This window comes from Streptomyces sp. DF42 (assembly GCF_058267695.1).
In genome coordinates this window covers 6,089,869-6,116,340 of record NZ_CM177859.1, presented here as the reverse complement: position 1 = coordinate 6,116,340, position 26,472 = coordinate 6,089,869, and the positions used below count along the sequence as shown (strand labels likewise).

At 70.3% G+C, this 26,472-nt stretch carries 25 protein-coding genes; 9 read left to right on the top strand and 16 right to left on the bottom strand.

All coding sequences use genetic code 11. The features are described 5' to 3' along the window. Positions 1-59: 59 nt before the first annotated feature. Both ACYUED_RS28155 and ACYUED_RS28150 read right to left on the bottom strand, forming a co-directional pair. On the bottom strand, positions 60-404 hold the full coding sequence (locus ACYUED_RS28155; RefSeq protein ID WP_266520685.1) for an ATP-binding protein: 345 nt from the start codon (positions 402-404) through the stop codon (positions 60-62). 141 nt (positions 405-545) lie between these two features. Next, positions 546-1,703, bottom strand: a complete 1,158-nt coding sequence (locus ACYUED_RS28150) for an adenosine deaminase (protein ID WP_491286269.1) — start codon at positions 1,701-1,703, stop codon at positions 546-548. A gap of 113 nt (positions 1,704-1,816) precedes the next feature. Here ACYUED_RS28150 and ACYUED_RS28145 point away from each other — a divergent pair, with 113 nt between their 5' ends. Beyond that, entirely contained in the window at positions 1,817-2,578 is a 762-nt protein-coding gene (locus ACYUED_RS28145) for an alpha/beta hydrolase (protein ID WP_491286267.1), read from the top strand. A 17-nt stretch (positions 2,579-2,595) separates the two neighbouring features. Here the strand turns inward: ACYUED_RS28145 and ACYUED_RS28140 are convergent, their stop codons facing one another. Beyond that, entirely contained in the window at positions 2,596-3,558 is a 963-nt protein-coding gene (locus tag ACYUED_RS28140; protein WP_491286265.1) for a LysR family transcriptional regulator, read from the bottom strand. Positions 3,559-3,621: 63 nt separating this feature from the next. Here ACYUED_RS28140 and ACYUED_RS28135 point away from each other — a divergent pair, with 63 nt between their 5' ends. Then, a complete protein-coding gene (locus ACYUED_RS28135) occupies positions 3,622-4,935 on the top strand; it encodes an MFS transporter (RefSeq protein WP_491286263.1) in 1,314 nt (437 codons plus the stop codon). Positions 4,936-5,175: 240 nt separating this feature from the next. Further along, positions 5,176-6,195, top strand: a complete 1,020-nt coding sequence (locus ACYUED_RS28130; RefSeq protein WP_491286261.1) for a sigma-70 family RNA polymerase sigma factor — start codon at positions 5,176-5,178, stop codon at positions 6,193-6,195. On the opposite strand, the gene ACYUED_RS28125 is transcribed toward ACYUED_RS28130, so the two are convergent. After that, positions 6,079-6,465 carry an STAS domain-containing protein gene (locus tag ACYUED_RS28125; RefSeq protein ID WP_491286259.1) on the bottom strand — a complete coding sequence of 129 codons (387 nt, stop codon included), beginning with the start codon at positions 6,463-6,465 and terminating at the stop codon, positions 6,079-6,081. The two genes, ACYUED_RS28130 and ACYUED_RS28125, sit on opposite strands and share 117 nt — an antisense overlap. A gap of 120 nt (positions 6,466-6,585) precedes the next feature. On the opposite strand from ACYUED_RS28125, the gene ACYUED_RS28120 reads away from it, so the two are divergent. Continuing rightward, a complete protein-coding gene (locus tag ACYUED_RS28120; protein WP_491286257.1) occupies positions 6,586-7,506 on the top strand; it encodes an AEC family transporter in 921 nt (306 codons plus the stop codon). Positions 7,507-7,568: 62 nt separating this feature from the next. Here the strand turns inward: ACYUED_RS28120 and ACYUED_RS28115 are convergent, their stop codons facing one another. The 7 genes from ACYUED_RS28115 to ACYUED_RS28085 all read right to left on the bottom strand — a co-directional run bounded on the left by ACYUED_RS28115 (position 7,569) and on the right by ACYUED_RS28085 (position 16,082). After that, the gene (locus ACYUED_RS28115) at positions 7,569-8,861 is read right to left on the bottom strand and encodes a thymidine phosphorylase (protein WP_491286255.1); all 1,293 of its coding nucleotides are present in this window, start codon (positions 8,859-8,861) and stop codon (positions 7,569-7,571) included. Positions 8,862-8,932: 71 nt separating this feature from the next. After that, the gene (locus ACYUED_RS28110; protein WP_491286253.1) at positions 8,933-9,334 is read right to left on the bottom strand and encodes a cytidine deaminase; all 402 of its coding nucleotides are present in this window, start codon (positions 9,332-9,334) and stop codon (positions 8,933-8,935) included. Continuing rightward, positions 9,331-10,617 carry an ABC transporter permease gene (locus ACYUED_RS28105; RefSeq protein ID WP_491286251.1) on the bottom strand — a complete coding sequence of 429 codons (1,287 nt, stop codon included), beginning with the start codon at positions 10,615-10,617 and terminating at the stop codon, positions 9,331-9,333. Before ACYUED_RS28105 ends, ACYUED_RS28110 begins: the two co-directional genes overlap by 4 nt. Then, the gene (locus ACYUED_RS28100) at positions 10,617-11,744 is read right to left on the bottom strand and encodes an ABC transporter permease (protein WP_491286249.1); all 1,128 of its coding nucleotides are present in this window, start codon (positions 11,742-11,744) and stop codon (positions 10,617-10,619) included. Before ACYUED_RS28100 ends, ACYUED_RS28105 begins: the two co-directional genes overlap by 1 nt. After that, complete coding sequence (locus ACYUED_RS28095) at positions 11,741-13,291, bottom strand: ABC transporter ATP-binding protein (protein ID WP_491294467.1); 1,551 nt, start codon at positions 13,289-13,291, stop codon at positions 11,741-11,743. Before ACYUED_RS28095 ends, ACYUED_RS28100 begins: the two co-directional genes overlap by 4 nt. Before the next feature lie 199 nt (positions 13,292-13,490). Beyond that, positions 13,491-14,549: a BMP family lipoprotein gene (locus ACYUED_RS28090; protein WP_491286247.1), complete on the bottom strand. Its 1,059-nt coding sequence runs from the start codon at positions 14,547-14,549 to the stop codon at positions 13,491-13,493. 300 nt (positions 14,550-14,849) lie between these two features. Beyond that, entirely contained in the window at positions 14,850-16,082 is a 1,233-nt protein-coding gene (locus ACYUED_RS28085; protein ID WP_491286245.1) for an amidohydrolase, read from the bottom strand. A gap of 354 nt (positions 16,083-16,436) precedes the next feature. Between ACYUED_RS28085 and ACYUED_RS28080 the strand changes: the two genes are divergently transcribed. Continuing rightward, positions 16,437-17,093, top strand: a complete 657-nt coding sequence (locus ACYUED_RS28080; protein ID WP_491286243.1) for a class I SAM-dependent DNA methyltransferase — start codon at positions 16,437-16,439, stop codon at positions 17,091-17,093. A 58-nt stretch (positions 17,094-17,151) separates the two neighbouring features. Here the strand turns inward: ACYUED_RS28080 and ACYUED_RS28075 are convergent, their stop codons facing one another. Further along, positions 17,152-17,556, bottom strand: a complete 405-nt coding sequence (locus ACYUED_RS28075; protein WP_491286241.1) for an ATP-binding protein — start codon at positions 17,554-17,556, stop codon at positions 17,152-17,154. A 203-nt stretch (positions 17,557-17,759) separates the two neighbouring features. Here ACYUED_RS28075 and ACYUED_RS28070 point away from each other — a divergent pair, with 203 nt between their 5' ends. Together ACYUED_RS28070 and ACYUED_RS28065 are read left to right on the top strand one after the other, a co-directional pair. Continuing rightward, on the top strand, positions 17,760-18,611 hold the full coding sequence (locus ACYUED_RS28070) for a helix-turn-helix domain-containing protein (protein WP_491286239.1): 852 nt from the start codon (positions 17,760-17,762) through the stop codon (positions 18,609-18,611). An 8-nt stretch (positions 18,612-18,619) separates the two neighbouring features. After that, positions 18,620-18,811 (top strand): DUF397 domain-containing protein, encoded by a 192-nt coding sequence (locus ACYUED_RS28065; RefSeq protein ID WP_491286237.1) that lies wholly within the window; start codon positions 18,620-18,622, stop codon positions 18,809-18,811. 26 nt (positions 18,812-18,837) lie between these two features. Here ACYUED_RS28065 and ACYUED_RS28060 read toward each other — a convergent pair whose 3' ends face one another. Genes ACYUED_RS28060 through ACYUED_RS28045 form a run of 4 tightly spaced genes read right to left on the bottom strand, consistent with a single transcriptional unit; the run spans position 18,838 to position 23,588 of the window. Next, the gene (locus tag ACYUED_RS28060; RefSeq protein ID WP_491286236.1) at positions 18,838-19,920 is read right to left on the bottom strand and encodes a hypothetical protein; all 1,083 of its coding nucleotides are present in this window, start codon (positions 19,918-19,920) and stop codon (positions 18,838-18,840) included. 49 nt (positions 19,921-19,969) lie between these two features. Next, on the bottom strand, positions 19,970-20,905 hold the full coding sequence (locus tag ACYUED_RS28055; protein ID WP_491286234.1) for an N-acetylneuraminate synthase family protein: 936 nt from the start codon (positions 20,903-20,905) through the stop codon (positions 19,970-19,972). Positions 20,906-20,919: 14 nt separating this feature from the next. Further along, positions 20,920-22,185 carry a cytidylyltransferase domain-containing protein gene (locus ACYUED_RS28050; RefSeq protein ID WP_491286233.1) on the bottom strand — a complete coding sequence of 422 codons (1,266 nt, stop codon included), beginning with the start codon at positions 22,183-22,185 and terminating at the stop codon, positions 20,920-20,922. A gap of 32 nt (positions 22,186-22,217) precedes the next feature. Beyond that, positions 22,218-23,588 (bottom strand): DUF6716 putative glycosyltransferase, encoded by a 1,371-nt coding sequence (locus ACYUED_RS28045; protein ID WP_491286231.1) that lies wholly within the window; start codon positions 23,586-23,588, stop codon positions 22,218-22,220. Positions 23,589-23,786: 198 nt separating this feature from the next. Between ACYUED_RS28045 and ACYUED_RS28040 the strand changes: the two genes are divergently transcribed. Then, positions 23,787-24,773 (top strand): glycosyltransferase family 2 protein, encoded by a 987-nt coding sequence (locus ACYUED_RS28040; RefSeq protein ID WP_491286229.1) that lies wholly within the window; start codon positions 23,787-23,789, stop codon positions 24,771-24,773. After that, complete coding sequence (locus ACYUED_RS28035) at positions 24,773-26,119, top strand: alpha-2,8-polysialyltransferase family protein (RefSeq protein WP_491286227.1); 1,347 nt, start codon at positions 24,773-24,775, stop codon at positions 26,117-26,119. Before ACYUED_RS28040 ends, ACYUED_RS28035 begins: the two co-directional genes overlap by 1 nt. Positions 26,120-26,472 lie beyond the last annotated feature (353 nt).

The following is a 26,472-nucleotide window of genomic DNA, read 5'->3' as shown; positions in this document are numbered from 1 at the left end:
CCGATGGGGCGCACCCCGTGTCCAAGGGGTGCGCCCCATCGGCGCGTTCAGCGGGTGGGTCAGCCGCCGAGCGGAAGGCCCTTCACGGGAACACCGCCCTGCACCGGCAGGCCGCCGAGCAGTCCGGCGACCGGCGTGGCCGGACCGTCGGCGAGCGCGCGCGAGGCGGACGGCTGCACGGCGGCCAGACCGCGCTCGAGGGCGGGCTTGCCCTGGGTCACCGCCGCCCCGGCACCCGGCAGCGCCTGGGAGACGTTCTGCGCCGGGAGGGTGCTGGTGACGGTGTCCAGCGTCCCGGTCGCGTCCGGAACCGCCGGAGCCGCGTTCGCGGCACCCGCGCCGGCGGCGGCGAAGGCGGCACCGAGAGCGGCGACACCGAGGGTCTTGGCAGCAGACTGCTTCATGAAAATGCGTCCTCGAAATGGGGTTGGGGGAATGTGAGCGGTGTGCACGACCGTAAACACGCGAACCCGCCCGCCGCAAACATCGAAATGCGGACGGGTTGTGAATACCCGTCCGCATTCCACACACCCCGATACCTCGATTCACTCCTCCGTGGGCGCAGAACCGCTGGTGGAGGCAGTTTGCTGGAACAGCCATTCGGACTTCAGCTCGGCATATCCGGGCTTGACGACGTCATTGATCATCGCCAGTCGTTCATCGAAAGGAATGAACGCTGATTTCATCGCATTGACGGAGAACCACTGCATGTCATCGAGCGAGTAACCGAATGCGTCGACAAGATGCTCGAATTCATGACTCATACTTGTGCCAGACATGAGCCGATTGTCCGTATTCACGGTAGCTCGGAAGTGCAGCCGTCGCAGCAAACCGATCGGATGCTCGGTGTACGACGCCGCCGCCCCGGTCTGGAGGTTGGAGCTCGGGCACAGTTCGAGCGGGATGCGCTTGTCCCGTACGTACGAGGCGAGCCGGCCGAGCTTCACCGAGCCGTCGGCCCGCACCTGGATGTCGTCGATGATGCGCACGCCGTGCCCCAGCCGGTCGGCGCCGCACCACTGCAGGGCCTGCCAGATGGACGGCAGCCCGAAGGCCTCGCCGGCATGGATGGTGAAGTGGTTGTTCTCGCGCTTGAGGTACTCGAAGGCGTCGAGGTGCCGGGTGGGCGGGTAACCGGCCTCGGCGCCCGCGATGTCGAAGCCGACAACGCCCAGGTCCCGGTACCGGTTGGCGAGTTCGGCGATCTCCAGGGCGCGGGCGGCGTGCCGCATGGCGGTGAGCAGGGCGCCGACGCGGATTCGTCGGCCGTTCGCCCGCGCCAGCCGCTCCCCTTCGCGGAAGCCCTCGTTGACGGCCTCGACGACCTCTTCCAGGCCGAGCCCGCCCTCCAGGTGCTGCTCGGGGGCGTAGCGCACCTCGGCGTACACGACGCCGTCCTCGGCGAGGTCCTCGGCGCACTCGCGGGCGACCCGGACGAGCGCGTCCCGGGTCTGCATGACGCCGACGGTATGGGAGAAGGTCTCCAGGTACCGCTCCAGCGAACCGGAGTCGGCGGCCTCCCGGAACCAGACGCCGAGCTTGCCGGGGTCGGTCTCGGGGAGGCGTGAGTAGCCCGCGTCACGGGCGAGTTCGACGATCGTCCCCGGGCGGAGGCCGCCGTCGAGGTGGTCGTGCAGCAGAACCTTCGGCGCCCGGCGGATCTGATCCGGCGTCGGGGTGTTCGAGATGGTCTGGCTCGTCATTTCCGCACTCTAACTCCTACGCGCGTAGATCGCGCGGTGCGCATCTCCGTCGATACGTAACGGTGACCCCAAGGACGGGTCATGTACACCCACCCTTCTGACACTGTTCTGTCATGGCACACCAAGCGACGCCGGTTCGACGGGCCCGGCTGGGGAGGGCACTCGGCCCGGAGCCGGCGGCGGTGAGTGCAGTGGTCCTGCTGCTCCCCGGCGGGGACGAGGAGTCGGCCCGCAGACCCTCCCCCATGCTGGCGACCGCATCCGTACGCGCGTTGGGCCGCCGCCTGGTCCGCGCGGGGCGCGACGAGGGGCTGGCCACCCATGTCGTGCACTACCGCTACCGCGGCTGGAACGGCAACGAGGCACATCTGGCCCGCGACGCCTCCTGGGCCGCCGACGAGGCCGTACGGCGGTACGGGGACGTGCCCGTCTGCCTCGCCGGTCTCGACATGGGCGGCCGGGCGGCACTGCGCGCGGGCGGGCACGAGGCCGTCAACTCCGTGCTGGCGATCGCCCCTTGGCTGCCGGAGGAGGACGTCGCCGCCTCGCCGGAACCGGTGAGGCAGCTCGCGGGGCGGCGGGTGCTGATCGTGCACGGCACGAATGACGACGTCTCCGACCCCGAGCTGTCCTTCCGGCTGGCGGCGCGGGCGAAGAAGGCGAACCGGGACGTGTGCCGGTTCGAAGTGCACTCCGACGGCCACGGGTTGCATCAGTACCGGAGCGAAGTGCACGCGCTGGCCGAGGACTTCGTGATGGGGACGCTGTTCGGGCGGTCCTTCTCGCGGCCGGTGGAGGACGCGCTCGCGGCTCCGCCTCCCCTGGGGTTGCGGATGCCGTTGGCCGCCGGGTTCGGCAAGTCGTTGCGCCGGTAAGGGCTCGGGCGCGCCCCTCAGGTCGGCAGGAGATTCCCCCTTCTCGAGAGCAGGAACCTCTTGAAGGCCGCCACGGGGGGTGTGTCCGGGTGGCCCTCCCGCCAGGCGACGCCGATTTCGCGGAGTGCTCGCTGGCCGGTGATCGTCAGCTCCACAACTCCCGGGCGGGGCACCGTCGGTGGCGGCAGAAGGGCGACTCCGAGGCCTGCCGCCACCAGACCCCGCAGGGTCTCCGCCTCCTCGCCCTCGAAGGCGACCCTCGGGCGGAAGCCGGCCTCCTTGCAGAGGTCGTCGGTGATGCGGCGCAGGCCGTAACCGGGTTCGAGGGTCACGAACGTCTCGTCGGCCGCTTCGGCGAGGCGGATGCGCCGGCGGGCCGCGAGGGGATGGTCGGCGGGGACGACCAGGCGCAGTTTCTGTTCGTCCAGGCGGCGGGCGACCAGGCCCGGGGCATCCGGGACCGGGGACGTCAGGCACAGGTCCAGCTCCCCCGCGTGCAGCTTCTCCAGCATCGCCTCGCCGTAGTTCTGGACCAGGCTGAAGCGGATGCGGGGGTGGTCGACGCGGAAGGCCTGGAGCAGGCCCGGGACGGTTTCCGCGCCCATGGTGTGCAGGAAGCCGAAGGCGACCTTGCCGGTGGCCGGGTCGGCGTCGGCACGGACCTCCTCGGCGGCCCGCCCGATCTCGGCGAGGGCCCGTTCCACGGAACCGAGGAAGGTGCGGCCGGCGGGGGTGAGGGAGACGGTGCGGCCGTGGCGGGCGAACAGGTCGACGCCCAGGTCCTCCTCGAGCCGGGCCATGCCCCGGGAGAGGGTGGACTGCGGGACCTGCATCTCCTGGGCGGCGCGCGTGACGTGCTCGGTGCGGGCGACGCCGGCGAAGTGGGCGAGCCGCGGGGCGAGCAGCGTGACGATGTCGTCGGTGTCTTTTGTGTCACTGGACGGTGACAGGCGAGCTTCTGACCTCTGCTGATGCACCATGGGAACGATTATGACGATTCCATGCATTGGACGGATGAGCGGGGCCGTACGTAACTTCGAGGCATGTCTCCCGCCAGTACCGGGGCGTCCACCGTCGTGGGCGCCGTCTCGTCCGTCTCCGCTTCCGCCCCCGCCTCCGTCCCGGCCTCCGAGTCCGCTTCCGACTCCCGAATGACCCCGGGCGGGCCCGGCTACCGCCGGATGAGTTTCGCCCTCTTCCTCGCGGGGGTCGCGACCTTCGCGCTGCTCTACTCCACCCAGGCCCTGCTGCCGCTGATCTCGGGCGAGTTCGGGGTGGCGGCGAGTGAGGCGAGCTGGACGGTGGCGGCGGCCACCGGTGGTCTGGCGGTGTTCGTCCTGCCGATGAGCGCGCTCTCGGAACGGTTCGGCCGCCGTACGGTGATGACGGCCTCGCTGGCGGTCGCGGTGACCGTGGGCCTCCTCGTCCCCTTCGCTCCCTCGCTGACCTCGCTGGTCGTGCTGCGGGCGGTCCAGGGGGCGGCGCTGGCGGGTCTTCCGGCGTCGGCGACCGCGTACCTGGCGGAGGAGGTCCGGCCGAAGGCGCTGGTCACGGCGATCGGCCTGTTCGTGGCGGGCAACAGTGTCGGCGGGATGAGCGGCCGCGTCATCACCGGGTGGGTCGCGCAGGAGTGGGGCTGGCGGGCCGCGGTGGGTGTGATCGGCGCGATCGCGGTCGGGTGCGCGGTGGCGTTCCGGCTGCTGCTGCCGGCGCCGAAGCACTTCGTCGCCGGCTCGCTGAGGCCGCGCGTCCTGGCCCGGACGGTCCGCGACCACCTCTCCGACCCGCTGCTGCGTCGGCTGTACGCGATCGGCGCACTGTTCATGACGGTGTTCGGCGGCGTCTACACGGTGATCGGCTACCGCCTGACCGAGGCGCCGTTCTCGCTCCCGCAGGGCATCATCGGCTCGGTCTTCCTGGTCTATCTGGTCGGCACGGTGTCGGCGTCGACGGCGGGGCGGCTGGTCGGCCGTCTGGGCCGCCGTGGGGCGCTGTACCTGGCGGGCAGTACGACGGCGTCGGGCCTGGTCCTGTCCCTCGCGGGGTCTTTGGTGCCGGTCCTGCTGGGTCTGGTGCTGATCACCGCCGGGTTCTTCGCGGGGCACGCGGTCGCGTCGTCGGCGGTGAGCAAGACGGCGACGACGGGGCGTGCGCAGGCGTCCGCGCTGTACCAGTCGGCGTACTACGTCGGGTCGAGCGCGGGCAGCACGGTCGGGGCGCTGGCCTTCCACGCCTCGGGCTGGGCCGGGACGGTGGGCGTCGGCCTGCTGGCGGTGCTGGGTGTCGTGACGATCACGGTGTTCGGGACGCGCGCGGCGCGGGTCGCTGCGCGACGCGGCCCGGTACCGGTGCACTGACCTCTTCTCGCCCCCGCCGCCCCTACCCGTCCCGTCCTGGGGGCCGGCGCCCGGGCCCCCGCTCCTCAAACGCCGGAGGGGCTGATTCAGGTCGGTCAGGGGGCAGCGCCCCGGGGACGGCAAGCCTCATCCACCTGCACATTCCGCCGCTCGCCACGCGATTGTCAGTGGCCTGCGCTAGCTTCGGACGTGCTGGGCGCAAGGGCGCGTGACAGGGAATGCCACAGGGGTGGGTGGACGATGAGCGACGGCACGGCGACCACGACTGCAGACCTCGACGTCAGGCTGGAGAAACACCGCGTCGAGCTGACCGGCTACTGCTACCGCATGCTCGGTTCCTCCTTCGAGGCCGAGGACGCGGTGCAGGACACGATGGTCCGCGCGTGGCGCAGTTACGAGAAGTTCGAGGGCCGCTCCAGCCTCCGTTCCTGGCTGTACCGCATCGCGACGAACGTCTGCCTGGACATGCTGACCGCCGGCAACAAGCGCGCCCGCCCGATGGATCTGAGCGAGTCGACTCCGCTGGCCCAGGCCGCGCTCTCCCCCCGCCCGGACCACACCTGGCTGGAACCCATGCCGGACGCCCGCGTGCTGCCCACGACGGACGACCCGGCGGAGGCGGCCGTCGCCAAGGAGTCCGTGCGGCTCGCCTTCATGGCCGCCCTGCAGCAGCTGCCGGCCAAGCAGCGCGCGGTGCTGATCCTGCGCGAGGTCCTGGCCTGGAGGGCGAGCGAGGTCGCCGAGCTGCTCGACACCACGGTCGCGTCGGTCAACAGCGCTCTGCAGCGGGCCCGGGCGACACTCGCCGAGCGGGAGGACAAGGCGACGGGCGCGGCCGTCTCCGACCCGCTGGACGAGGAGCAGCAGAAGCTCCTGGACCGCTATGTGGCGGCCTTCGAGGGGTACGACATGACGGCGCTCACGGCCCTGCTGCACGAGGACGCCGTCATGACGATGCCGCCGTTCGACCTCTGGCTGACGGGCCACGACGACATCGCGGGCTTCATGACCACGCTGGGCTCGGCCTGCGAGGGCTCCCGCCTGGTGCCGGTCCAGGTCAACGGCCTGCCGGGCTTCGCCCAGTACAAGCCGGACCCGGACGAGAGCGGCTACGCCCCGTGGGCGGTGCAGGTGCTGGAGATCTCAGACGGCCGGCTCACCGGGTTCCACTTCTTCCTGGACACCAAGCGCTGGTTCCCGCTGTTCGGCCTGCCCCTCCATCTCGAAGCGGAGTCCGACGAGGCCGAGGAGGGCGTGTAGGGAGGGCGCGGGGTCCCGCAGCCGGATCCGGCCCCCGGCCCGCCGCGCGGCCAGCTCCAGCCGTGCCAGCAGGTCCACGGCGCCCAGCCCGGGGGGCCCGATCCCGGCGACGTCGACCACCACGGCCCCGGCTCCCGTGGCCTCCAGCAGCGCGCGCACCTCGTCGCACAGCGCCGCCACCTCGTCACGGGTGACGGGGCCGGTCAGCACGAGTACGGCGGGTGTCATGGCGTCCACGAGCGGTAGACCGGGGATGCGGGCGGAACTCATCGCGGGCCCGCACAGGTCACATTGACCTGCGTCCTGCCCTCCCCCGAGGGTTGGGTGCATGCCCCATGAATCAGTGCCTCCTGCGATACCTCACGGTTCTCCCACCGCGCAGGGGGTGCCGTGCAGGGGGTGCTGACGGGCTTCGCGGTCATCGCGGTCGTCATCGGTGTGGGCTATGTGATCGGCCGGCAGGGTCACCTCGGCGAGCACGGGCGGGAGGTGCTGACCAAGCTGGCCTTCCATGTCGCCTCCCCCGCCCTGCTCTTCACGACCCTCGCCCGCGCCGACCTGTCGGTGATCTTCTCCAGCCGGCTCCTGGTCACGGCGATGAGCACGGCCGCGGCGGCCGGAGCCTTCGTCACGGTCGGTGTCGTACGGGACTGGGGTGTGGGGCGCACCGCGATCGGCGCCCTGTGCAGCAGTTACGTCAACTCCGGCAACCTCGGTATCCCGATCGCCGTGTATGTGCTGGGCGATGCGTCGCTGGTGGCGCCGGTGCTGCTGTTCCAGATCATCGCGGTCACACCGATCGCCCTGACGGTCCTCGACCTCTCCGGCAAGGGCGAGAAGGGCCCGCTGTGGCTACGGCTGCTCACGCCGCTGCGCAACCCGATCGCCGTCGGCTCGCTGGCCGGCGTCGCGGTCGCCGCCACCGGTGTCCGGGTTCCTGATCCGGTCATGGACCCGCTGACCCTGATCGGCAACATGTCGGTGCCGGCGGTCCTGCTGGCGTTCGGTATCTCGCTGTGCGGCAGCACGATGCCGGGCAGGGGTGCCGACAGGGGGCCCGTGTTCCTGTCCGTCGCTCTGAAGTCGGTGGGCCAGCCGGTGGTGGCCTGGGCGCTGGCGGTGGGGATGTTCGGGCTGCGCGGCGCCCAACTCCTGGACGTGGTGGTCACGTCGGCGCTGCCGGCCGCGCAGAACCTGTACGCGTACGCGAGCCGCTACCGGGTGGCGGAGGGGCTGGCGCGGGACTCGATCCTGGTGTCGACGGTGCTGTCGGTTCCGGTCCTGGTGGTGGCCGCCGCCCTGCTCGGCTGAGAACGCACGAGCCGCGCGGGCCGGTCCCGAGGAACCGGCCCGCGCGGCTCGTCCCGGCGAGGTCAGGCGATCCGCTCCAGCACCACCGGCGAAGCCGTGAACTGCGCGCCCGCGGCCCCGATGTCGTACGAACCCTCCACCGCCTGCAGCGCGTACTCGAAGCGGTCGGGGGTGTCGGTGTGCAGGGTGAGCAGGGGCTGGCCGGCCGTCACCGTGTCGCCCGGCTTCGCGTGCATCTCCACGCCCGCGCCGGCCTGCACCGGGTCCTCCTTGCGGGCACGTCCCGCGCCCAGGCGCCAGGCGGCGACGCCGATGCCGTAGGCGTCGAGGCGGGTCAGGACGCCCGAGGACGGGGCCTTGATGACGTGCTGTTCGCGGGAGGTGGGCAGGGTCGCGTCCGGGTCGCCGCCCTGGGCCGCGATCATGCGGCGCCAGACGTCCATCGCCGAGCCGTCGGCCAGGGCCTTCGCCGGGTCGGCGTCCTTCACACCGGCCGCGTCCAGCATTTCGCGGGCCAGCGCGAGGGTGAGCTCCACGACGTCCGACGGGCCGCCGCCCGCCAGGACCTCCACCGACTCGCGGACCTCCAGCGCGTTGCCGGCGGTGCGGCCGAGGGGGGTGGCCATGTCCGTGAGCAGGGCGACCGTCCGCACGCCGTGGTCGGTGCCCAGGCCCACCATCGTCGAGGCGAGTTCCCGCGCGTCCTCGATCGTCTTCATGAAGGCGCCCGTGCCCACCTTCACGTCCAGGACGAGGGAGCCGGTGCCCTCGGCGATCTTCTTCGACATGATCGAGGAGGCGATCAGCGGGATCGCCTCGACCGTGCCGGTGACGTCGCGGAGCGCGTACAGCTTCTTGTCCGCCGGGGCCAGGCCGTCGCCCGCCGCGCAGATCACCGCGCCGGTGCCGTCGAGTACGGAGAGCATCTCCTCGTTGGAGAGCAGGGCGCGCCAGCCGGGGATCGACTCCAGCTTGTCGAGCGTGCCGCCCGTGTGGCCGAGGCCGCGGCCCGACAGCTGCGGGACGGCCGCTCCGCAAGCCGCGACCAGGGGGGCCAGCGGCAGGGTGATCTTGTCGCCGACGCCGCCCGTGGAGTGCTTGTCGGCCGTCGGGCGGGACAGGGACGAGAAGTCCATGCGCTCACCGGAGTTGATCATCGCGGCGGTCCAGCGGGCGATCTCGCGGCGGTTCATGCCGTTGAGCAGGATGGCCATCGCGAGCGCGGACATCTGCTCGTCGGCGACCTCCCCGCGGGTGTACGCGTCGATGACCCAGTCGATCTGCTCGTCGCTGAGTTCGCCGCGGTCCCGCTTGGTGCGGATGACGGAGATGGCATCCGCCAACAAGAGCGTCATGGCGTGGGTTCCTTCCGAGGTTCATGGAAGTGTGCGGCCCCTCTGCACAGGTCAGAGGGGCCGCAGGGGAGTTACTTGGTGAGATGGCCCGGGCCGAACGCCTGGGGCAGCATCTCCGAGAGGGGGAGGATTCCCTCCGGGGTCTCCAGGAGGAGATCCGGACCTCCGAACTCGTGCAGCAGCTGGCGGCAGCGGCCGCACGGGACCAGGATCTCGCCGCGTCCGTCGACGCAGGTGAAGTGCGTCAGCCTGCCACCGCCGGTCCGCTGCAGCTGCGAGACAAGCCCGCACTCGGCGCACAGGCCGAGACCGTAGGAGGCGTTCTCGACGTTGCAGCCGGAGACCGTACGGCCGTCGTCGACCAGGGCGGCGACCCCCACCGGGTAGCCCGAGTAGGGGGCGTACGCGTGGGACATGGCCTCGCGGGCCACCTCGCGCAGCGCCTCCCAGTCGACGTCGGCGGGCGTGGTCACTTGCCCTGGCCCTTGCGGTAGCGCATGCCGTCCGCCTTGGGCATCCGCAGGCGCTGCGCGGACAGCGACAGCACGAGCAGCGTGACGACGTACGGGGTGGCGCCCACGAAGTCGCTCGGGACCTCGTCGGTGAACAGGTACCAGAGCAGGACACCCGCGCCCACCATGAGGCTGATACCGCCCTGCCAGTGCGCCTTCTTGTACAGCTTCCAGCCGGCCAGCGCCGCGAGGAGCACGACCAGCAGGAGCAGCAGCGCGTGGACGGTCTCGCCGCCGTTGCGCAGCTGCAGCGCGTCGGAGTAGCCGAACAGGCCCGCGCCCATGGCGAGGCCGCCGGGGCGCCAGTTGCCGAAGATCATGGCGGCGAGGCCGATGTAGCCGCGCCCGCCGGTCTGGTTCTCCAGGTAGGTGTGCGAGGTGACCAGTGCGAGGAAGGCGCCGCCGAGTCCGGCCAGGCCGCCGGAGATCGCCACGGCGATGTACTTGTACCGGTAGACGTTGACGCCGAGCGACTCCGCGGCGATCGGGTTCTCACCGCAGGAGCGCAGCCGCAGGCCGAACGGGGTGCGCCACAGCAGCCACCAGCTGGCGACGAACAGGACCGCGGCCAGGATCGTCACCACGGACAGGTTGGTGACCAGGCCGCCGAGGATGCCGGCGAGGTCGGAGATCAGGAACCAGTGGTGGTTCTCGACGGAGTGGAGGGCGTCCGCGAGGCCGGGGATGTCGAAGTTGGGCAATGAGTCCACGGGCGGGGACTGCTTGGGGTTGCCGCCCGCGTCCGCCGCCTTGCCCTCCGAGAAGAAGAGCTTGGCGAGGTACTGGGTGGTGCCCAGCGCAAGCAGGTTGACCGCGACACCGGAGACGATGTGGTCGACTCCGAAGGTGATGGTCGCGACGGCGTGCACCAGGCCGCCGAGGACACCGAAGCCGACGCCGCAGACCAGGCCGAGCCAGGGGTTGGTCTGCCAGCCGATCCAGCCGGCGCCGAAGGTGCCGAGGATCATCATGCCTTCGAGGCCGATGTTGACCACACCGGACCGCTCGGACCACAGGCCCGCGAGACCGGCGAGGCCGATCGGCACGGCGAGGCCGAGGGCCGCGGAGACCTGGCCCTCGGAGGTGAGCTGGTCGGCGCCGGTGATGATGCGGACCAGGGCCACCAGGATCAGGCCGCCGGCCAGGAGGGTGAGGATCCGGCCGAAGGACGGGCCCGAGCGGGAGCGGTCGCTGTCCGCCTTGGGTGCCGCGGGGGGCGGCGTGTCGGTCATCGTGGCAGTCATCACGCCACCTCCTGCTTCGCGGTCGGGGCGGCGGCCTGGGCGGCGAGCTCGGCGCCGACCCGCTGCTGCTGGCGCTTGAGGCCGTAGCGGCGTACGAGTTCGTAGGCGATGACGACGCACAGGACGATGACGCCCTGGATGACGCCGAGGATCTCCTTGTCGTAGCCCTCGAACTCGAGGTGGTTGGTGGTGCGCTCCAGGAAGCCCCACAGGAGCGCGCCGAGGGCGATGCCGACGGGGCTGTTGCGGCCCAGCAACGCGATGGCGATGCCGGTGAAGCCGATGCCCGACGGGAAGTCGTTGCTGAACTGGTGGCTGTCGTTGAGGAGGGTCGGCATGCCGATCAGACCGGCCACGGCGCCCGAGATGAGCATGCTGGTGGCGATCATCTTCTTGACGGAGACGCCGCTCGCGGCGGCGGCGCTCTCGGACTGGCCGACGGTGCGCAGGTCGAAGCCGAAGCGGGTGCGGCCGAGCACGAACCAGTACGCGACACCGACGATCACGGCGATCACGATGAAGCCCCAGAGCTCGCCCGACGCGCCCGTGTTGAAGGAGAAGAACCACGAGTCGTTCGGCAGCGGCTTGGTCGACACCACGGTGCCGCCGCTCTGGAGTTCGGCGAGCTTCCCCGGCTGCAGCAGGTAGGCGATGATCGCGGTGGCGATGGAGTTCAGCATGATCGTCGAGATGACCTCGCTGACGCCCCGGGTCACCTTGAGGATGCCCGCGATGCCCGCCCACAGGGCGCCCACGGCCATCGCGCAGAGGATCATCAGCGGGACGGAGACGAAGCCCGGCAGGGTCAGCGCGCCGCCGAGCACCGCCGCGAAGAACGCGGCGATGCGGTACTGGCCGTCGACGCCGATGTTGAACAGGTTCATGCGGAAGCCGATGGCCACCGCGACGCCCGCCAGGTAGTACGTCGTCGCCTTGTTCAGGATGTAGACCTGGCTGTCGCTGGCGGAGCCGTAGGTCACCATGTCGCTGAAGGCGGCGCCCGGGTTCTTGCCGGTGGCGAGGATGACCAGGGCGGTGACGACGAGCGCGGCGACGATCGCCAGGAGCGGCGCCGCGATACCGAGGAGCAGCCGCTCCTTGTCGATGCGTTGGGTCAGCTTCTTCATCGCGCGTCGTCCTCTGTGTGCTCCTGGCCGGTGGCCTCTGCGTGCTCCAGGTGGCCGGTGGCCGCACCCGTCATGGCGGAGCCCAGCTCCTCGGGGGTGATCGTGGCAGGGTCGGCGTCGGCGACCAGGCGGCCGCGGTACATCACCCGCAGGGTGTCGGAGAGCCCGATGAGCTCGTCCAGGTCGGCGGAGATCAGCAGCACGGCCAGACCCTCGCGGCGGGCCTCGCGGATGTGGTCCCAGATCGCGGCCTGCGCGCCGACGTCCACGCCGCGGGTGGGGTGGGCCGCGATGAGCAGCTTGGGCGCGTGGCTCATCTCGCGGCCGACGATCAGCTTCTGCTGGTTGCCGCCGGACAGCGAGGCCGCGGTCACGTCGATGCCGGGCGTGCGGACGTCGTACGCCTGGATGATGCGCTCGGTGTCGCCGCGGGCGCCCTTGATGTCGAGGAGCTGGCCGCGCGAGTTGGGGCGCTCGGTGACATGGCCGAGGATGCGGTTCTCCCACAGCGGTGCTTCGAGGAGCAGGCCGTGGCGGTGGCGGTCCTCGGGGATGTAGCCGACGCCTGCCTCGCGGCGGCGGCGCGTGGGGGCGTGGGAGATGTCGGTGCCGTCGAGGGTGACGGCGCCGGCGTCGGGGGCGCGGATACCGACGATCGCCTCGACCAGCTCGGACTGGCCGTTGCCCTCCACACCGGCGATGCCGAGGACCTCGCCCTTGTGGATGGTGAGCGAGATGTCGTCGAGGATGGTGCGCTCGACGCCGTCGAGGTCCGTCTGGCTCAGGTGCAGCCCGTCCACCGTCAGCATCGCCACGTCCGTGACCGTTGACTCCTCGGTCTCCGGCGTGGGCAGCTGGCTGCCGACCATCAGCTCGGCGAGCTGCTTGGCGGTGGTGGACCGGGGCTCGACCGTGCCGACCGTGGTGCCGCGCCGGATGACGGTGATCTCGTCGGCCACGGACAGGACTTCGCCCAGCTTGTGGGAGATGAAGATGACCGTGAGCCCCTCGGCCTTCAGCTCGCGCAGGTTGTCGAAGAGGGCGTCGACCTCCTGCGGCACGAGGACGGCGGTGGGCTCGTCGAGGATGAGGGTCTTGGCGCCGCGGTAGAGGACCTTGAGGATCTCCACGCGCTGGCGGTCGGCGACACCGAGCTCCTCCAGGAGGACGTCGGGCCGTACGTTCAGCCCGTACGCGTCGGAGATCTCCTTGATCTTCGTGCGTGCCTTGGCGCCGATGCCGTACAGCTTCTCCGCGCCGAGGACGACGTTCTCCAGGACGGTGAGGTTGTCGGCGAGCATGAAGTGCTGGTGCACCATGCCGATGCCGCGGGCGATGGCGTCGGCGGGGTTGTTGAAGGTCACCCGCTCGCCGGCCACCGTGATCGTGCCCTCGTCCGGCTGCTGCATGCCGTAGAGGATCTTCATCAGGGTGGACTTGCCGGCGCCGTTCTCACCGCAGAGGGCGTGGACGGTGCCCGCGGCGACGGTGATGTCGATGTCGCGGTTGGCGACGACGCCGGGGAAGCGTTTGGTGATGCCGCGCAGTTCGACGGCAGCGGGAGGGCTGGACGCGTTGATGGCGCACTCTCCTGGGGGAAAGGGGCTGCGTAGGGGAGGGCAGGCGTCGGCGACGCTAGCGCGGCAACTCCACGCTACACGCGTAGAGTTGACACATTGTTATGGCTCGGCGAGGGGGTTGTCGAGAGCCCCTTCGCCGAGCCGAGGTCCGGCGGGAACCGTCAGGTCACGGAGTGGTCTTGACCTTGATGGTGCCGTCGACGATCTTCTTCTTCGCGGCGTCCAGCTGGGGCTTGATGTCGTCGATGAAGCCACCGCTGGTGGCGAGCGAGACACCGCCCTTGGCGAGCGAGTAGTTGTTGAGGCCGGTCAGCGGCTTGCCGTCGTGCACCGACTTGATGAAGTCGTAGACACCGACGTCCACGTTCTTGACCATCGAGGTCAGGATCACGTTCTTGTACTTCGACAGACCCGGGATGTTGTACTGGTCGGAGTCCACGCCGATGGCCCAGGCGCCCTTGGCACCCGCGACGGCCTCGATCGAGCCGTTGCCGGAGGAGCCGGCCGCCGAGTAGATGACGTCGACACCCTTGTCGAGCATGCCCTGCGCGGCCTCCTTGCCCTTGTCGGGGCTGGAGAAGCCGGAGAGGTCCGAGCCGTGCGTCAGGTACTGCACGTCGACCTTGACCTTGGCGTTGGTGTCCTTGACACCCTGGACGTAGCCCGCCTCGAACTTCTTGATCAGCGGGGTGTCGACGCCGCCGATGAAGCCGACGTGGTCCTTCTTCGTCTTCAGCGCCGCCGCGACACCGGCCAGGTACGAGCCCTGCTCCTCGGTGAAGGTGATGCTGTCGACGTTCTTGGCGTCCACGACCGAGTCGACGATGCCGAAGTTGACCTTCGGGTACTTCGCGGCGACCTTGGCCATCGAGGTGGCGTACGAGAAGCCGACGCCGACGATCGGGTTGTACCCGGCGTCCGCCAGGTCGGTCAGGCGCTGCTCGCGGTCGGCCTCGGTGTCGGAGGTCTTGGCGGTCAGCTCCTTGATCGAGCCGCCGAACTCGTTCTTGGCCTTGTCGGCTCCACGCGCGGCGGAGTCGTTGAAGGAACGGTCACCACGGCCGCCGACGTCGAAGGCGAGGCCGATCTTGACGCCCTTGCCGCCTCCGGCGGAGGTGGACGAGGAGCTGCCACTGTCGGAGGAGGTGCTGCCACAGGCTGTGGCAGACAGTGCGAGAGCTGCGGTCGCGATACACGCAGCGGAAAGCTTGGCTACCCGGCGCACGGGAAGGCTCCTTCACCTGACCTGAGCGCCTCGTCGGCGCTTGATGTGAGCACCATGCCAGTGCTCGAGCCGGAACGCCCCGGCGGCGTTGGCTTCGCGGCATCGTAACGCGCGTAGATGTCAGAAAAACACCCCTCACGAAGCCGTTATCGATTCGAGGCAAACACCGTCTGAACTCGGGCCCTAGTCGCTTCGCGAGGATCATTTCGATGCGTGAACGAATGGCTTACAACCGCGTTGCGCCGGACGGCGGAACGGCCCCCGAGGGGGCCGCCCGACCAGTCGTTCACCCGGATCCGCTCAGCTCAGCTCAGCCTCGGCCGCGTCCAGCAGCGCCGCCGCCGTGAACAGTTCCACGCCCACGGTGATCGCCGACTCGTCGGCGTCGAAGTCGCCCTGGTGCAGGTCGCGCACGGTGCGCTCGCCGGGGGTGCGGACGCCGAGGCGCGCCATGGCGCCGGGCACCTGCTCCAGGTACCAGGAGAAGTCCTCGCCGCCGAGGCTCTGCTCGGTGCCCTCGACGGACTGCGCGCCGCGCCGCGCGGTCATGGCGTCGCGCAGCAGGTCGGTCACGTCCGGGTCGTTGACCACGGGCGGGACTCCGCGCACGTAGTTGATCTCCGACTTGGCGCCGTGCAGGTTGGCGACCTCGTCGATGGCGGCGACGACGATGTCCGGCGACTGCCGCCAGGCGTCGAGCTCCAGGCAGCGCACGGTGCCGGAGAGCTCGGCGTGCTGCGGGATGACGTTCGGGGCGTGCCCGGACTCGATGCGGCCCCAGGTGATGGCGAGCCCGCTGCGGGTGTCCACGCGCCGGCCGACGAGGGCGGGCACGTCGATGGCGACCCGGGCGGCGGCGGTGACCAGGTCGGTGGTCAGGTGGGGCCGGGCGGTGTGCCCGCCGGGCCCGTCGAGGGAGACCTCCAGCCGGTCGCAGGCGGAGGTGATGGCGCCCTCCCGCAGCCCGATCCGCCCGGCGTCCACCCTGGGGTCGCAGTGCACGGCGATCATGCGCCCCACTCCGTCGAGCACCCCGTCCTCGATCGCGTCGGCGGCGCCGCCGGGCAGCACTTCCTCGGCCGGCTGGAAGACGAGCCGTACGGGCCGCGGCAGCCGCCCCTGCCGGTGCAGCTCGGCCAGCACCAGGCCGGCGCCCAGCACCACGGTGGTGTGGACGTCGTGTCCGCACGCATGCGCCCGGTCGGGCACGGTGGAGCGGTACGCGCACTCACTCTTCGTGTCCGGGATGGGCAGGCCGTCGATGTCGGCGCGCAGCCCGAGCATGGGGCGCGCGCCGTCCCACTCACCGATGTCACAGACGAGCCCCGTACCCGTGGCGAGCACGCGCGGCCGCAGGCCGACCCTCTCGAGCCGCTCCTTGATCGCAGCCGTCGTTCGGAACTCCTGGTTGCCGAGCTCGGGGTGCATGTGCAGGTCGCGCCGGAAGGCCACGAGCTCGGCGTACAGCGCCTCGGTGAGCGTGCCGGGGAGCTGCGCGTCCCCGGGTTGGCCGGCCTCGGACTCTGAAGACATCAGTTGGTTCACCCTCTAAAGCGTAGGACGCCGGGGTGGCCAACTGACCCTCGATCAACAAAAGTTCAACCCCAGGAGGGGAAGAAAATCTGGCCGCTCGACGCATGGGTGTGAGGTGAGATGGGTAAACATGTTCTTTCTCTACGCATACCACGCGTCGCACCGCCGCGGCGGTTCTGTTCACCTGTCGGAACCGCATCGTGGGACAACCGAGCCCGGATCCCGGAATCGTCACCACCGTGTGACGCGGTCCTGCCACGCAGCGCACACGCCTTCCGACCGTCTGCGAACTCCTGATGCAGCCCCGGTGAACCACCGGACAGCCACCCGGCGCCCGGACTAGGGTCCGGCTCCGTGAGCTTCGAAACCCCGGATTTCCTGCACGCCACCCGAGCCTCGTACGACGCGATGGCGAAGCCCTACACGGAGCGGTACCCCGACGGCCTCGGCGGCAGACCGCTGGATCTGGCCCTGGTCACCGCCTTCGCCGAGCTGGTCCGGGCCGTCGGTACGGCTCCGGTCGCGGATGTCGGCAGCGGGCCCGGTCATGTCACCGCGCGGCTCCACGCGCTCGGGGTGCCGGCCTTCGGGGTCGACGTGTCACCGGGGATGGTGGCGCTGGCCCGGCGGGCGCATCCCGGACTGCGCTTCCACGTGGGTTCGATGACCTCGCTGGACCTGCCGGACGAGACGCTGGGCGGTGTGCTCGCCCTGTACTCGATCATCCATGTCCCCGACGACCACCTGCCGACGGTCTTCGATGAGTTCCGGCGGGCCCTGGTCCCCGGTGGCCATGCCCTGCTCGGCTTCCAGAGCGGCGACGAGGAGGGGCATCTGCACCTCACGGAGCGCTTCGGCCAGGAGATCTCGCTCGACTACTACTGGCGTACCCCGGACACCGTCGCCGAGCAGCTCGCCAAGGCGGGGCTGCGGATGCGGGCCCGGGTGGTACGGGAGCCGCTGGAGGAGGAGACGCGTCCTCGGGCGTTCCTGCTGGCACAGAAGGCCTGACCGCTCCCTTCCCTTCTCGTAGCCCTGCCTCGCGCCTCCCCTTGCACCGTGCGAACCATCACGCAGATCCCAGCTGACACCACACGTACTTGCCCAGGCTCCCGAACCTGGCCGACGGCTGCCAGCCCCAGCCCTCCGCGCACGCCCTCACCAGTCCCAGCCCACGCCCATCCTCCAGGTCCGCCACCTGCTCCAGCGGACGCGGCGGATCCGGCGGCGCCGGGTCGGTGTCCCACGCCCCGATCCACACCATGCCCTCCGGGGTACGGCGGACCCTGAGCGCGGCAGGGCCCTTGGTATGCCGTACGGCGTTCGACACCAGCTCCGCGGCCAGCAGTTCGGCGGTGTCCACCAGGCCGATCAACCCGTGCAGGGTCAGGATCAGACGCAAGGTGCGGCGGCATACCGTGACCCCTCTGAGGTCGTTGGGGATAGAGATCGAGTAGTCCCAGGTTTCGGGCATGCGTCATCAACTCCGGTCGGTGGGTGGGGATTTGACGCGCAGTGGCATTGCCGCAGCCGTGGTGGCAGGACGGAGCGGTGCACTTCCGCAACGTATGCATCGCATCACTTACGGTAGGGGGAACTATTTAGATCCTGCAAGCCGATCGCGTAATCTGACCTCCGAACGAGTCGCGCTGCCGGGCATGTTGAGAGGACAAGTCGATGGCAAAGAGAACCGAGCCAACGGCACGTCAGATGCGCTTGGCGGTCGAACTGCGCAGGCTCCGCGACGCGGCAGGCCTCGCCTCACGGGAGGCAGCAGCACTGCTTGGCGTGACCGCCCCGCAGATCAGCCAGATCGAGTCCGGCCTCGCAGGCGTCAGCGAGAAGCGGCTGCGCCGCATGGCCGCGAACTACTCCTGCACAGACGATGACTTGATCGATGCCCTGGTGGCCATGGCGACCAATCGCACCCGGGGCTGGTGGGAGGAGTACCGGGAGCTGCTGCCGACGCCCTTCCTCGACCTCGCCGAACTGGAGCATCACGCGACGTACAGACGTGACGTGGAGTTCCTGTTCATCCCAGGCCTGCTCCAGACGCAGGACTACGCCCGGGCAGCCTTCTCCTCCAGGGTTCCCGAACTCCCCGAGGAAGAACTGGAGTTGCGCGTCCGTCACCGGATGCAACGCAGGGCTGTCCTCCAACGGACTGCCCCTGTCCCGTACGAGGCGGTTGTCCACGAGGCGGCCCTCCGTATCAAGGTCAGTGATCGCGCCACCTCACGAGCCCAGCTCGCCCACGTCCTGGAGTTGTCCGAGGCTGACCACATCACGGTGCGCGTCATCACCTTCGCGTTGGACGGCTTCGGCGGGGCTTGGAGCCCGATGATGCTCGCAGGAGGCGCCGTACCCAAGCTGGACACAGCCGCCCGTGACGTCCTCAACGGCACCGGTTTCATCGACTCCGAGGCTCAACTCGGCGTGCTGCGCACGCTCCTTCGTAGAGTGGAAGCAGCGTCACTCGACCCCACCAGTTCGCGTGACTTCATCCACAGACTGGCCAGAGAACTGTGAGACTCACCGTGACCACCCCCGACACCTGGCGGAAGTCGTCCTACTCCGGCGGCAACGACGGCAACAACTGCGTGGAGATATCCCCCCACCCCACCCACACAGCCGTCCGCGACTCCAAGGCCCCCGCCCTCGGCACCCTCACCTTCCCGACCGAAGCCTTCGTCTCCTTCATCCGGGCCATCCGTACCGGCGCCCGTTAGAGCGCTTGGTCACCCGATCCCCGACGTCACGCCGCGGTGATGACCGCCGACAGGCGGTGGACGTCGCGGGCCGTCCCCGTGACGCCCGACAGGAAGCCCTGGGCGCGTGGAGAGGCGTTCTCGGTCAGCCAGCCCGGGTCGATGTCGCAGACGGCGACGCGGACCTCGGTGCCGACGAGGGCGAGGGGAAGGGTGTGGACGACCGTGGAGGGGAAGCTGAGGATCGTGCGGCCGACCGGGCCCCGGCGGGCGATCAGCTCCAGCGGGAGGTCGGGGCGGACGATCTCCAGGCCTGTCTCGACGGCCAGCCGGTGGAGCTTGTCGGTGCTCTCGCGGCGGTGGGCGAAGTAGCGGGTGGCACCGTGGGCCTTGGCCAGGGTGCGGACGGCCTCCAGGTAGCGGTCGCCGTCCACGACGCCGGTCTCCACCAGGGAGGTGCCCACCATGTCGGCGCCCTTGGTGATGCGGGGCGGGCCGAAGCGGGCCCGGGTCCAGGCGAAGGCGTTGGCGGTGAGGGTCACGCCCGCGGGCTTCTCCTCCATCGGCATGGAGGAGAAGATCTCCACCTGCCGCTTCCCGCTCGGGGTGAGCCGGCGCCGGGCCGAGGACGACACCGGCGCGAAGATCAGGTCCCGTGGGCCCGGGCGGCCGCCCTTGCGGTGCCAGCGCACCAGGCGTTCACCGCGGGCGAGTTGGGCGACGAACTCCATCGTCGCTGTTCCGTCGTCGACGACCACGAGGTCACGGGCCTTCGTGATCGTCAGCAGAAGCTGTACGTAACGGGAGAACGGGTCGCCCATCACGACCCGGCGGGCCCGGCGCAGCAGCGGCGCGAGACCGCCGATGGTCTGGAAGGGCGCGCCCGGACCGCCGCGCGCCTCCTCCCAGCGGACCTGGTACCCCTCGTCCCTGGCCAGCTCGGCCATGCGGCGCAGCTGGCCGCGGGTCATGGGGTCGGTCGGTGACAGGACGACGACGGTGAGCCCCCCGCCGGGTGCCTCGGCCCCGAGGGCATGGAGGTGCGCCCACTCCAGCACATTCAGAAGCTGTACCGGGCTCTCGACGAACGCGAGAGTGTGGGGGCCGGCTGACCCGGCGCGGGGGCTCATCTACGTACGACCGTCCCGTCGTAGAGCGTTACTGGGTGGTGGGTTCGGTTCAGACCGAGACCGGCTCGCCCGCGGCCGCGGCGATCTCCGCCTCGGCGACGACGCCCGTGACGCGGCGCAGCTTCTTCATCGGGCCGAGCTCGGAGTCGTAGACCTTCTTGACGCCGTCGCCGAGGGAGGCCTCGATGGTGCGGATGTCGCGGACCAGGCGGGTCAGGCCCTGGGGCTCGACGGAGGCGGCCTGGTCGGAGCCCCACATCGCGCGGTCCAGGGTGATGTGGCGCTCGACGAAGGCGGCACCGAGGGCGACCGCGGCGAGGGTGGTCTGCAGGCCGGTCTCGTGGCCGGAGTAGCCGATCGGGACGTTCGGGTACTCGTCCTGCAGGGTGTTGATGACGCGGAGGTTGAGCTCCTCGGCCTTCGCGGGGTACGTCGAAGTGGCGTGGCAGAGAAGGATGTTGTCGCTGCCCAGGACCTCGACCGCGTGGCGGATCTGCTTCGGGGTCGACATGCCGCTGGAGAGGATGACCGTGCGGCCGGTGCCGCGCAGAGCACGGAGCAGCTCGTCGTCGGTCAGCGAGGCGGACGCGACCTTGTGGGCGGGGACGTCGAACTTCTCCAGGAAGGCGACGGCCTCGGTGTCCCACGGGGAGGCGAACCAGTCGATGTTCTTGCTCTTGGCGTACTCGTCGATCTGGCGGTACTCGTCCTCGCCGAACTCGACGCGGTGGCGGTAGTCGATGTAGGTCATCCGGCCCCAGGGGGTGTCGCGCTCGATGTCCCACTGGTCGCGCGGGGTGCAGATCTCCGGGGTGCGCTTCTGGAACTTGACGGCGTCGCAGCCGGCCTCGGCGGCGGCGTCGATGAGCTTGAACGCGTTCTCCAGCTCGCCGTTGTGGTTGATGCCGATCTCGCCGACGACGTAGACGGGCCGGCCCGGGCCGGCGGTCTTCGAACCGAAGGTGCGCAGACGGGAGTTGCTCATGACAGGAACGTTCCTTACTTGTCGAGGGAGTCGAGAGAGGGGCCGAGGATCCAGCTGGCGATCTCTCGGATCGCGCCGTCGCCACCGGGGACGGTGGTGACCGCACGGGCGGCGCCGCGTACCACGTCGTGGGCGCTCGCGACCGCCACGGGCCAGCCCACGAGGGCGAAGCACGGGAGGTCGTTGACGTCGTTGCCGACGTAGAGCACGCGCTCGGGCGCGATGCCCTGCTCCTCGCACCACTGCTTCAGTGCGAGGTCCTTCCGGTCGATGCCGTGCAGGACGGGGACCTTGAGCTTCCGGGCCCTGGCGGCGACGACCGGGTTCTGCTCCGTGGAGAGGATCAGCATCTTCAGCGCGCTCTTGCGCAGCGCCGCGATGCCGAGGCCGTCTCCGCGGTGCACGGAGACGAACTCCTTTCCATCGGCGTCGATCAGCACCCGGTCGTCCGTCTGGGTGCCGTCGAAGTCCAGTACGACCGCGTCGATGTCGTCGGCGGTCGGCAGCGAACCGGGGCGGTCCGCGTCGAAGAGGGGCGCGAGGGCGCGGGCCCGCGCGAGGTCGTGCGGGTCGTCGATCTCCAGCACGCGGGCGGGGTCCGTGCGGACCAGCTCGGTGCGGCCGAAGAAGCGGTGCTGGTGCTTGCGGAAGCCCGTCGCGGCCATCGCGTAGGCGGCGCCGGTCTCCAGGAGCTCCTGGGGGCGGTCCTGGCGGCGGGGGCGGTAGGACTTGTCGTGGTTGACGCCGTAGCCGCCGCCGGTGGCCGCGTCGGCCTCGGTGACCGTGCCGCCGGTGACCTCGTCGTCCGCGTCCCGCCAGACGAAGCCGTGGAAGGGCGCGACGGTCAACGCCGTGTCGGCGCCGTTCTCGGCGACCGCGCCGGCCACCCCGTCGATGTCCTCGCGGATGATGAACGGGCTGGTGCACTGCACGAGCAGCACCACGTCGACGGCCGCGCCGTGCAGGGCCTCGTGGGCGTCCATGGCGTGCAGGACGGCGGCCTCGGAGGTGGCGGTGTCGCCCGCGATGGCGGCGGGGCGCAGCACGACCTCGGCGCCGGCCTCACGGGCGGCGGCGGCGATCGCCTGGTCGTCGGTGGACACCACGACGTCGGTCACCAGGCGGGTCGCCAGGCACTCGTGGACGGCCCGCGACACCAGCGGCACACCGCCGACGGGGGCGAGGTTCTTCGCGGGCACACCCTTGGAGCCGCCGCGCGCGGGGATGACGGCGAGCACTCGGCGGACCGAAACGCCTTGGCCCGCTTCCGGGTTGGACATGGGTTCAGCTCCTTGAAATGGGGTCGTGCGGCTCACAGCTCGCCCATCCGCCGGATGACAGGCGCCACCCGCTGCACCCCGTGCCGGTAAGCGCCCCGAGCGGCCCGGCGCACTATCTGCCGGACGGGCCCCGGCTCCTTGTCGGCCGCGGGTGCCCCCGGCAGGACGCTGCCGTCGGGGCCGAGGTGGTGGCGGGCGAGGATGCCGGGCAGATAGCCGGGCGCCGTCGCGGGCGTGTAGTACGGGGTCAGGGGCGCCGGGCCCCCGGGCCGGTCGAGCAGCCTGGTGATGTGCTTGCGCGCTGCGTCGAAGGCGTGGGCGTAGGAACCGTCGGCGACGACGCCCTGCCGGGCCACCCACTCCTCGTCGGGCGTCGGCCGGTGCCCTTCGTCCAGCTGGTCCCAGGAGGCGAGGCACCCGGAGCCGACGAAGTGGTGGTTGCCGAGCACCTCGCGCACGCCGAGGTCGGTGAGGACGACGGTCGGGATGCGGCGGTGCAGGGACTCAAGGGCGGCCGTCGAGCTGATGGTGACCAGCAGGTCGGTGCGGTCGAGGACCTCGCCCATGTTCCCGTACACCAGGCGGAAGTTGGCCGGCGGATCGAGCCGCTGGACCAGCTTCTGGTAGGGCTGCTCCTCGATGTGCGTGGTGTGCTCGCCCGGCCTGGAGCGCAGCTTCAGCAGCACCTCGCGCTCGGGGTGCAGCCGGGCGTGCTGGACCAGCCGGTTCAGCAGGTACATACGGTCCTTGCGGCTGTCCGGGACGGACGGCTGCACGGCGAACACCACGGTGTAGGGCCTGCGCCCTTGCTCAGCGGACGGGTCGGGTTCGCCCTCGTAGGCCTTTCCGCCGAGGAACGGCAGCGCCACCTCGGTCACCGACGAGGCGTCGGCGCCCACCCCCTCGTACACGGCCCGGAAACGCTCCGCGTCCTGGCGCGAGTTGGCGAGGACGAGGTCCGCGCCGTGCCGCAGGAGGAGGCCGTCGGCGAGCTTCTCGTAGACGACACCGACGTAGCCGGTGACGACGACGGGGCGCTTCGCGCGGCCCTCCCACACACGCCCCAGGCCGTGCAGCATCGCCTGTACACCGCCGCCGACGAGCGCGAGCACGACGACGTCGTACGACTCCTCGGCCATGGCGCGCAGGAACTCGACCGAGGTGACCTCTTCGAGTGAGTCGGCGCGCACACCGACCTCCGCCAGCTGGCGGGCGGTCGGTGTCGCCCGTCCGCGCAGCAGGAATCCGCTCAGCTCGAGGCCGACTTGCGCGTCCTCGTGAGATGCGGCTTCCATGGACGGGCCCGGGGCGATACGAGCCGCGGTCAACGCACCCCATTTCCAGCGGGTGTCGGAGTCCGCGAGTACGGCGATTCGCGTGGGCTTCGAGGTACTTGGTGGCACGTGGAAGACGCTAGGAAGCAATTCCGAGGAGCGGCCCAACCGCACCTCAACAAAAAGTTAACAACACCTCGCCGCAAGCCGAACTGGCTCGCCGAAACGCAGAAAGTACAGGCGATGCACCGTTCCGACACATGGAGTTCACCCGGAGTACGGACACCGGAAAGTTCTGCAGCCGGGCACCCTCCTAGGCTTTCGGCTGTGCCAAAGCTCTCCGTGATCGTGCCGTTCTACAACGTGCAGCAATACGCCCCGGACACCCTCAGAAGCCTTCGACTGAACGCGCAACGGGATTTCGAGTTCGTACTGGTCGACGACCATTCGAAGGATGAAACTCCGGCCATTCTCGAACGCGCTGCCGAAGAACTCTCCGATGTCGCGCAGGTGCGTTATATCCGCCATGAGAAGAACGGGGGACTCGCCACCGCGCGCAACACCGGCCTGGACGCCGCGCAGGGCGAGTACCTGACGTTCCTGGACGGTGACGACTGGCTGGCTCCCGGCTACCTCGCCGAACTGGTGGGCGCCATCGAGCAGTTGGGCTGCGACTTCGTCCGTACCGACCATGTGCAGGCCACGGCCCGCGCACGCACCGTGCACCGGGTGCCGATCGGGCGGCGCTGGGAGGTGTTCAACCCGCGCGACGCGATCCTGCCCGCGGACCGCAGCACCTCCGTGGACTACGCGTACGCGTGGGCCGGCGCCTACCACCGCCGTCTGGTCGACAAGGGTCTGCTGCACTTCACCGACGGGCTGCGCACGGCCGAGGACCGGCCGTGGATCTGGAAGCTGCACCGCGAGGCGGAGTCGTTCGCCGTGGTGAGCCTGCTCGGCGTCTTCTACCGGCGCGGTGTCGCGTCCTCCCTGACGCAGATCGGCGACGTCCGCCAGCTCGACTTCATCCGCGCCTTCGACCAGGTCATCGAGGAGACCGCGAAGGACCCGGACGCGGACCGGCTGCTGCCGAAGGCGATGCGCACGTACTGCGCGATCATCGCCCACCACCTCTCGGACGAGAGCAAGTGGGAGCCCTCCGTGGCCAGGCAGCTGCGGGCCCTGAGCGCGGCCGCGATCAAGCGGATGCCGCAGGACGCGCTCGGCGACGTGCTCGAGACCATGGACATGCACCGTTCCTCCAAGCTGCGCCGGCTGCGGCGCCGGGTCACCACTGCGAAGGCGGCCGCCTGATGTCCCGTACCACCCGTATCTTCTGCGTCTCGACGCTGTACGGCGCCGCCACCCTGGCCGCCGCCCTCGACTCCGACTGCTTCAAGGAGCGGGACGGCGAGGAGCCGGCCCGCCGGCTCCTGCTGGTGTTCAACAACTCCGCGACCCCGGAGACCACCCCGCCCGTCGACGAGATGCCGGGCTTCGAACCGCTGCGCGGCCACTTCGACACCGTGCTGTCCTGGAACGAGGCCATCCGCCCGTTCCACCCCGGTTCCTGGACCCCGCGCGCGGACGACATCCCGCTCTTCGAGCGCTATCTGCGGCTGCTGTGGGACCTGGGCGACGACCGGGTGGAGCTGGTCGTGGAGTCCATCCAGGTCACCCCCGCCCTGTCCGTGGCCCAGCTGTTCACCGACGCCCCCGTCGACGTCTACGCCGACGGCCTGATGAGCTACGGCCCCACCCGCAACAAGCTGGACCCGCTGGTCGGCACGCGCGTGCGGCGGCTGCTCCACCTGGACCTGGTGCCGGGGCTCACGCCGATGCTGCTGACCGAGTTCGACGTGCCCGCGCAGCTGGTGCCGACGGCAGCCTTCCTGAAGGTGTTGGGCGAACTCACGGCCTCCCTGCCGGAGTTGCCGGTCCTGCCGGACAACGCGGCGCTGCTGCTCGGCCAGTACCTCTCCGCGCTGAACATCCTCTCCCCCGAAGAGGAGGAGGACCTGCATGTGCGGATGATGCGCGGAGCGGTCGAGCGCGGCCACCGGGCGATCGTCTTCAAGCCGCACCCCACCGCGCCGGCCCGCTACAGCCGCGCCCTGGAGACCGAGGCCGAGAAGCTCGGCATCGACCTCGTCGTCCTCGACGTGCCCGTCCTCGCCGAGGTGCTGTTCGAGAAGTCGCCCCCCGGACTGGTCGTCGGCTGCTTCTCCACGGCCCTGTTCACCGCCTCCGCGTTCTACGAGCTTCCGGTCGCCCGCATCGGCACCGAGGCGCTGCTGGACCGCCTCACGCCGTACCAGAACAGCAACCGGGTCCCGGCCGTCCTGGCCGACGCGCTGATCCCGGACCTGGAGGGCGGGAAGGGCGAGGAAGCCGTCCCCGCCGACACGCTCGACGGGCTGGTCAACGCGGTCGGCTTCAGCATGCAGCCGCAGATCTACCCGAGCCTGCGCCCGGCTGCGGAGCGGTATCTGTCCCGGCACTTCGCCGACCGCACCCGGCGCTACTTCAAGCGCAAGCGGCTCACCTCGCTCGGGCTGCCCGGCGGCATTCCGGAGCGGCTGGCCTTCCTCCCCCGCAGCTCCACGGCACGCAGGGTGGTCCGCCGCGCGCGTGCGATCAAGAAGGCCGTGAAGCGCTGAGCCGCCGAAGCACCGAGTAGGACCCGTGCCCCACCTCAACTCCTGCGCTTCATCGTGAGGCGGCTTCCGGACTCCTGGGACCCCGGAAGCCGCCTTTGCCGCTGTGCGCCGCGCAGGAGCGCGGGCAGGCGTCCGGCTCCCCTCCCCGCACGCCTCTCCTCTGAACCGTCGTCATGGCACCCCTTTTGTTTTCGCCCAGTCAATGCCGTGCTCACGGGATTTACTGCGGCGTGGGGGGGGATTCCGGGCGGACTCAGGAAGCCAAAACGACATCCAGGTGAACACACCGGGACCACACGCCAAATCGTTGGCCTGCCAACCAAGACACCACTTCGATTCGGACTAACGTGCTG

What these genes read in the sequence shown, in the direction of transcription:
- ACYUED_RS28145 (WP_491286267.1), top strand. Translation starts at nt 1,817, where the DNA reads ATGGCACACCAAGCGACGCCGGTTCGACGGGCCCGGCTGGGGAGGGCA.
- ACYUED_RS28050 (WP_491286233.1), bottom strand. Translation starts at nt 22,185, where the DNA reads ATGTCCAACCCGGAAGCGGGCCAAGGCGTTTCGGTCCGCCGAGTGCTC.
- ACYUED_RS28130 (WP_491286261.1), top strand. Translation starts at nt 5,176, where the DNA reads ATGAGCGACGGCACGGCGACCACGACTGCAGACCTCGACGTCAGGCTG.
- ACYUED_RS28075 (WP_491286241.1), bottom strand. Translation starts at nt 17,556, where the DNA reads ATGCCCGAAACCTGGGACTACTCGATCTCTATCCCCAACGACCTCAGA.
- ACYUED_RS28100 (WP_491286249.1), bottom strand. Translation starts at nt 11,744, where the DNA reads ATGAAGAAGCTGACCCAACGCATCGACAAGGAGCGGCTGCTCCTCGGT.
- ACYUED_RS28055 (WP_491286234.1), bottom strand. Translation starts at nt 20,905, where the DNA reads ATGAGCAACTCCCGTCTGCGCACCTTCGGTTCGAAGACCGCCGGCCCG.
- ACYUED_RS28060 (WP_491286236.1), bottom strand. Translation starts at nt 19,920, where the DNA reads ATGAGCCCCCGCGCCGGGTCAGCCGGCCCCCACACTCTCGCGTTCGTC.
- ACYUED_RS28125 (WP_491286259.1), bottom strand. Translation starts at nt 6,465, where the DNA reads ATGAGTTCCGCCCGCATCCCCGGTCTACCGCTCGTGGACGCCATGACA.
- ACYUED_RS28085 (WP_491286245.1), bottom strand. Translation starts at nt 16,082, where the DNA reads ATGTCTTCAGAGTCCGAGGCCGGCCAACCCGGGGACGCGCAGCTCCCC.
- ACYUED_RS28070 (WP_491286239.1), top strand. Translation starts at nt 17,760, where the DNA reads ATGGCAAAGAGAACCGAGCCAACGGCACGTCAGATGCGCTTGGCGGTC.
- ACYUED_RS28115 (WP_491286255.1), bottom strand. Translation starts at nt 8,861, where the DNA reads ATGACGCTCTTGTTGGCGGATGCCATCTCCGTCATCCGCACCAAGCGG.
- ACYUED_RS28140 (WP_491286265.1), bottom strand. Translation starts at nt 3,558, where the DNA reads ATGGTGCATCAGCAGAGGTCAGAAGCTCGCCTGTCACCGTCCAGTGAC.
- ACYUED_RS28035 (WP_491286227.1), top strand. Translation starts at nt 24,773, where the DNA reads ATGTCCCGTACCACCCGTATCTTCTGCGTCTCGACGCTGTACGGCGCC.
- ACYUED_RS28105 (WP_491286251.1), bottom strand. Translation starts at nt 10,617, where the DNA reads ATGACTGCCACGATGACCGACACGCCGCCCCCCGCGGCACCCAAGGCG.
- ACYUED_RS28135 (WP_491286263.1), top strand. Translation starts at nt 3,622, where the DNA reads ATGTCTCCCGCCAGTACCGGGGCGTCCACCGTCGTGGGCGCCGTCTCG.
- ACYUED_RS28155 (WP_266520685.1), bottom strand. Translation starts at nt 404, where the DNA reads ATGAAGCAGTCTGCTGCCAAGACCCTCGGTGTCGCCGCTCTCGGTGCC.
- ACYUED_RS28150 (WP_491286269.1), bottom strand. Translation starts at nt 1,703, where the DNA reads ATGACGAGCCAGACCATCTCGAACACCCCGACGCCGGATCAGATCCGC.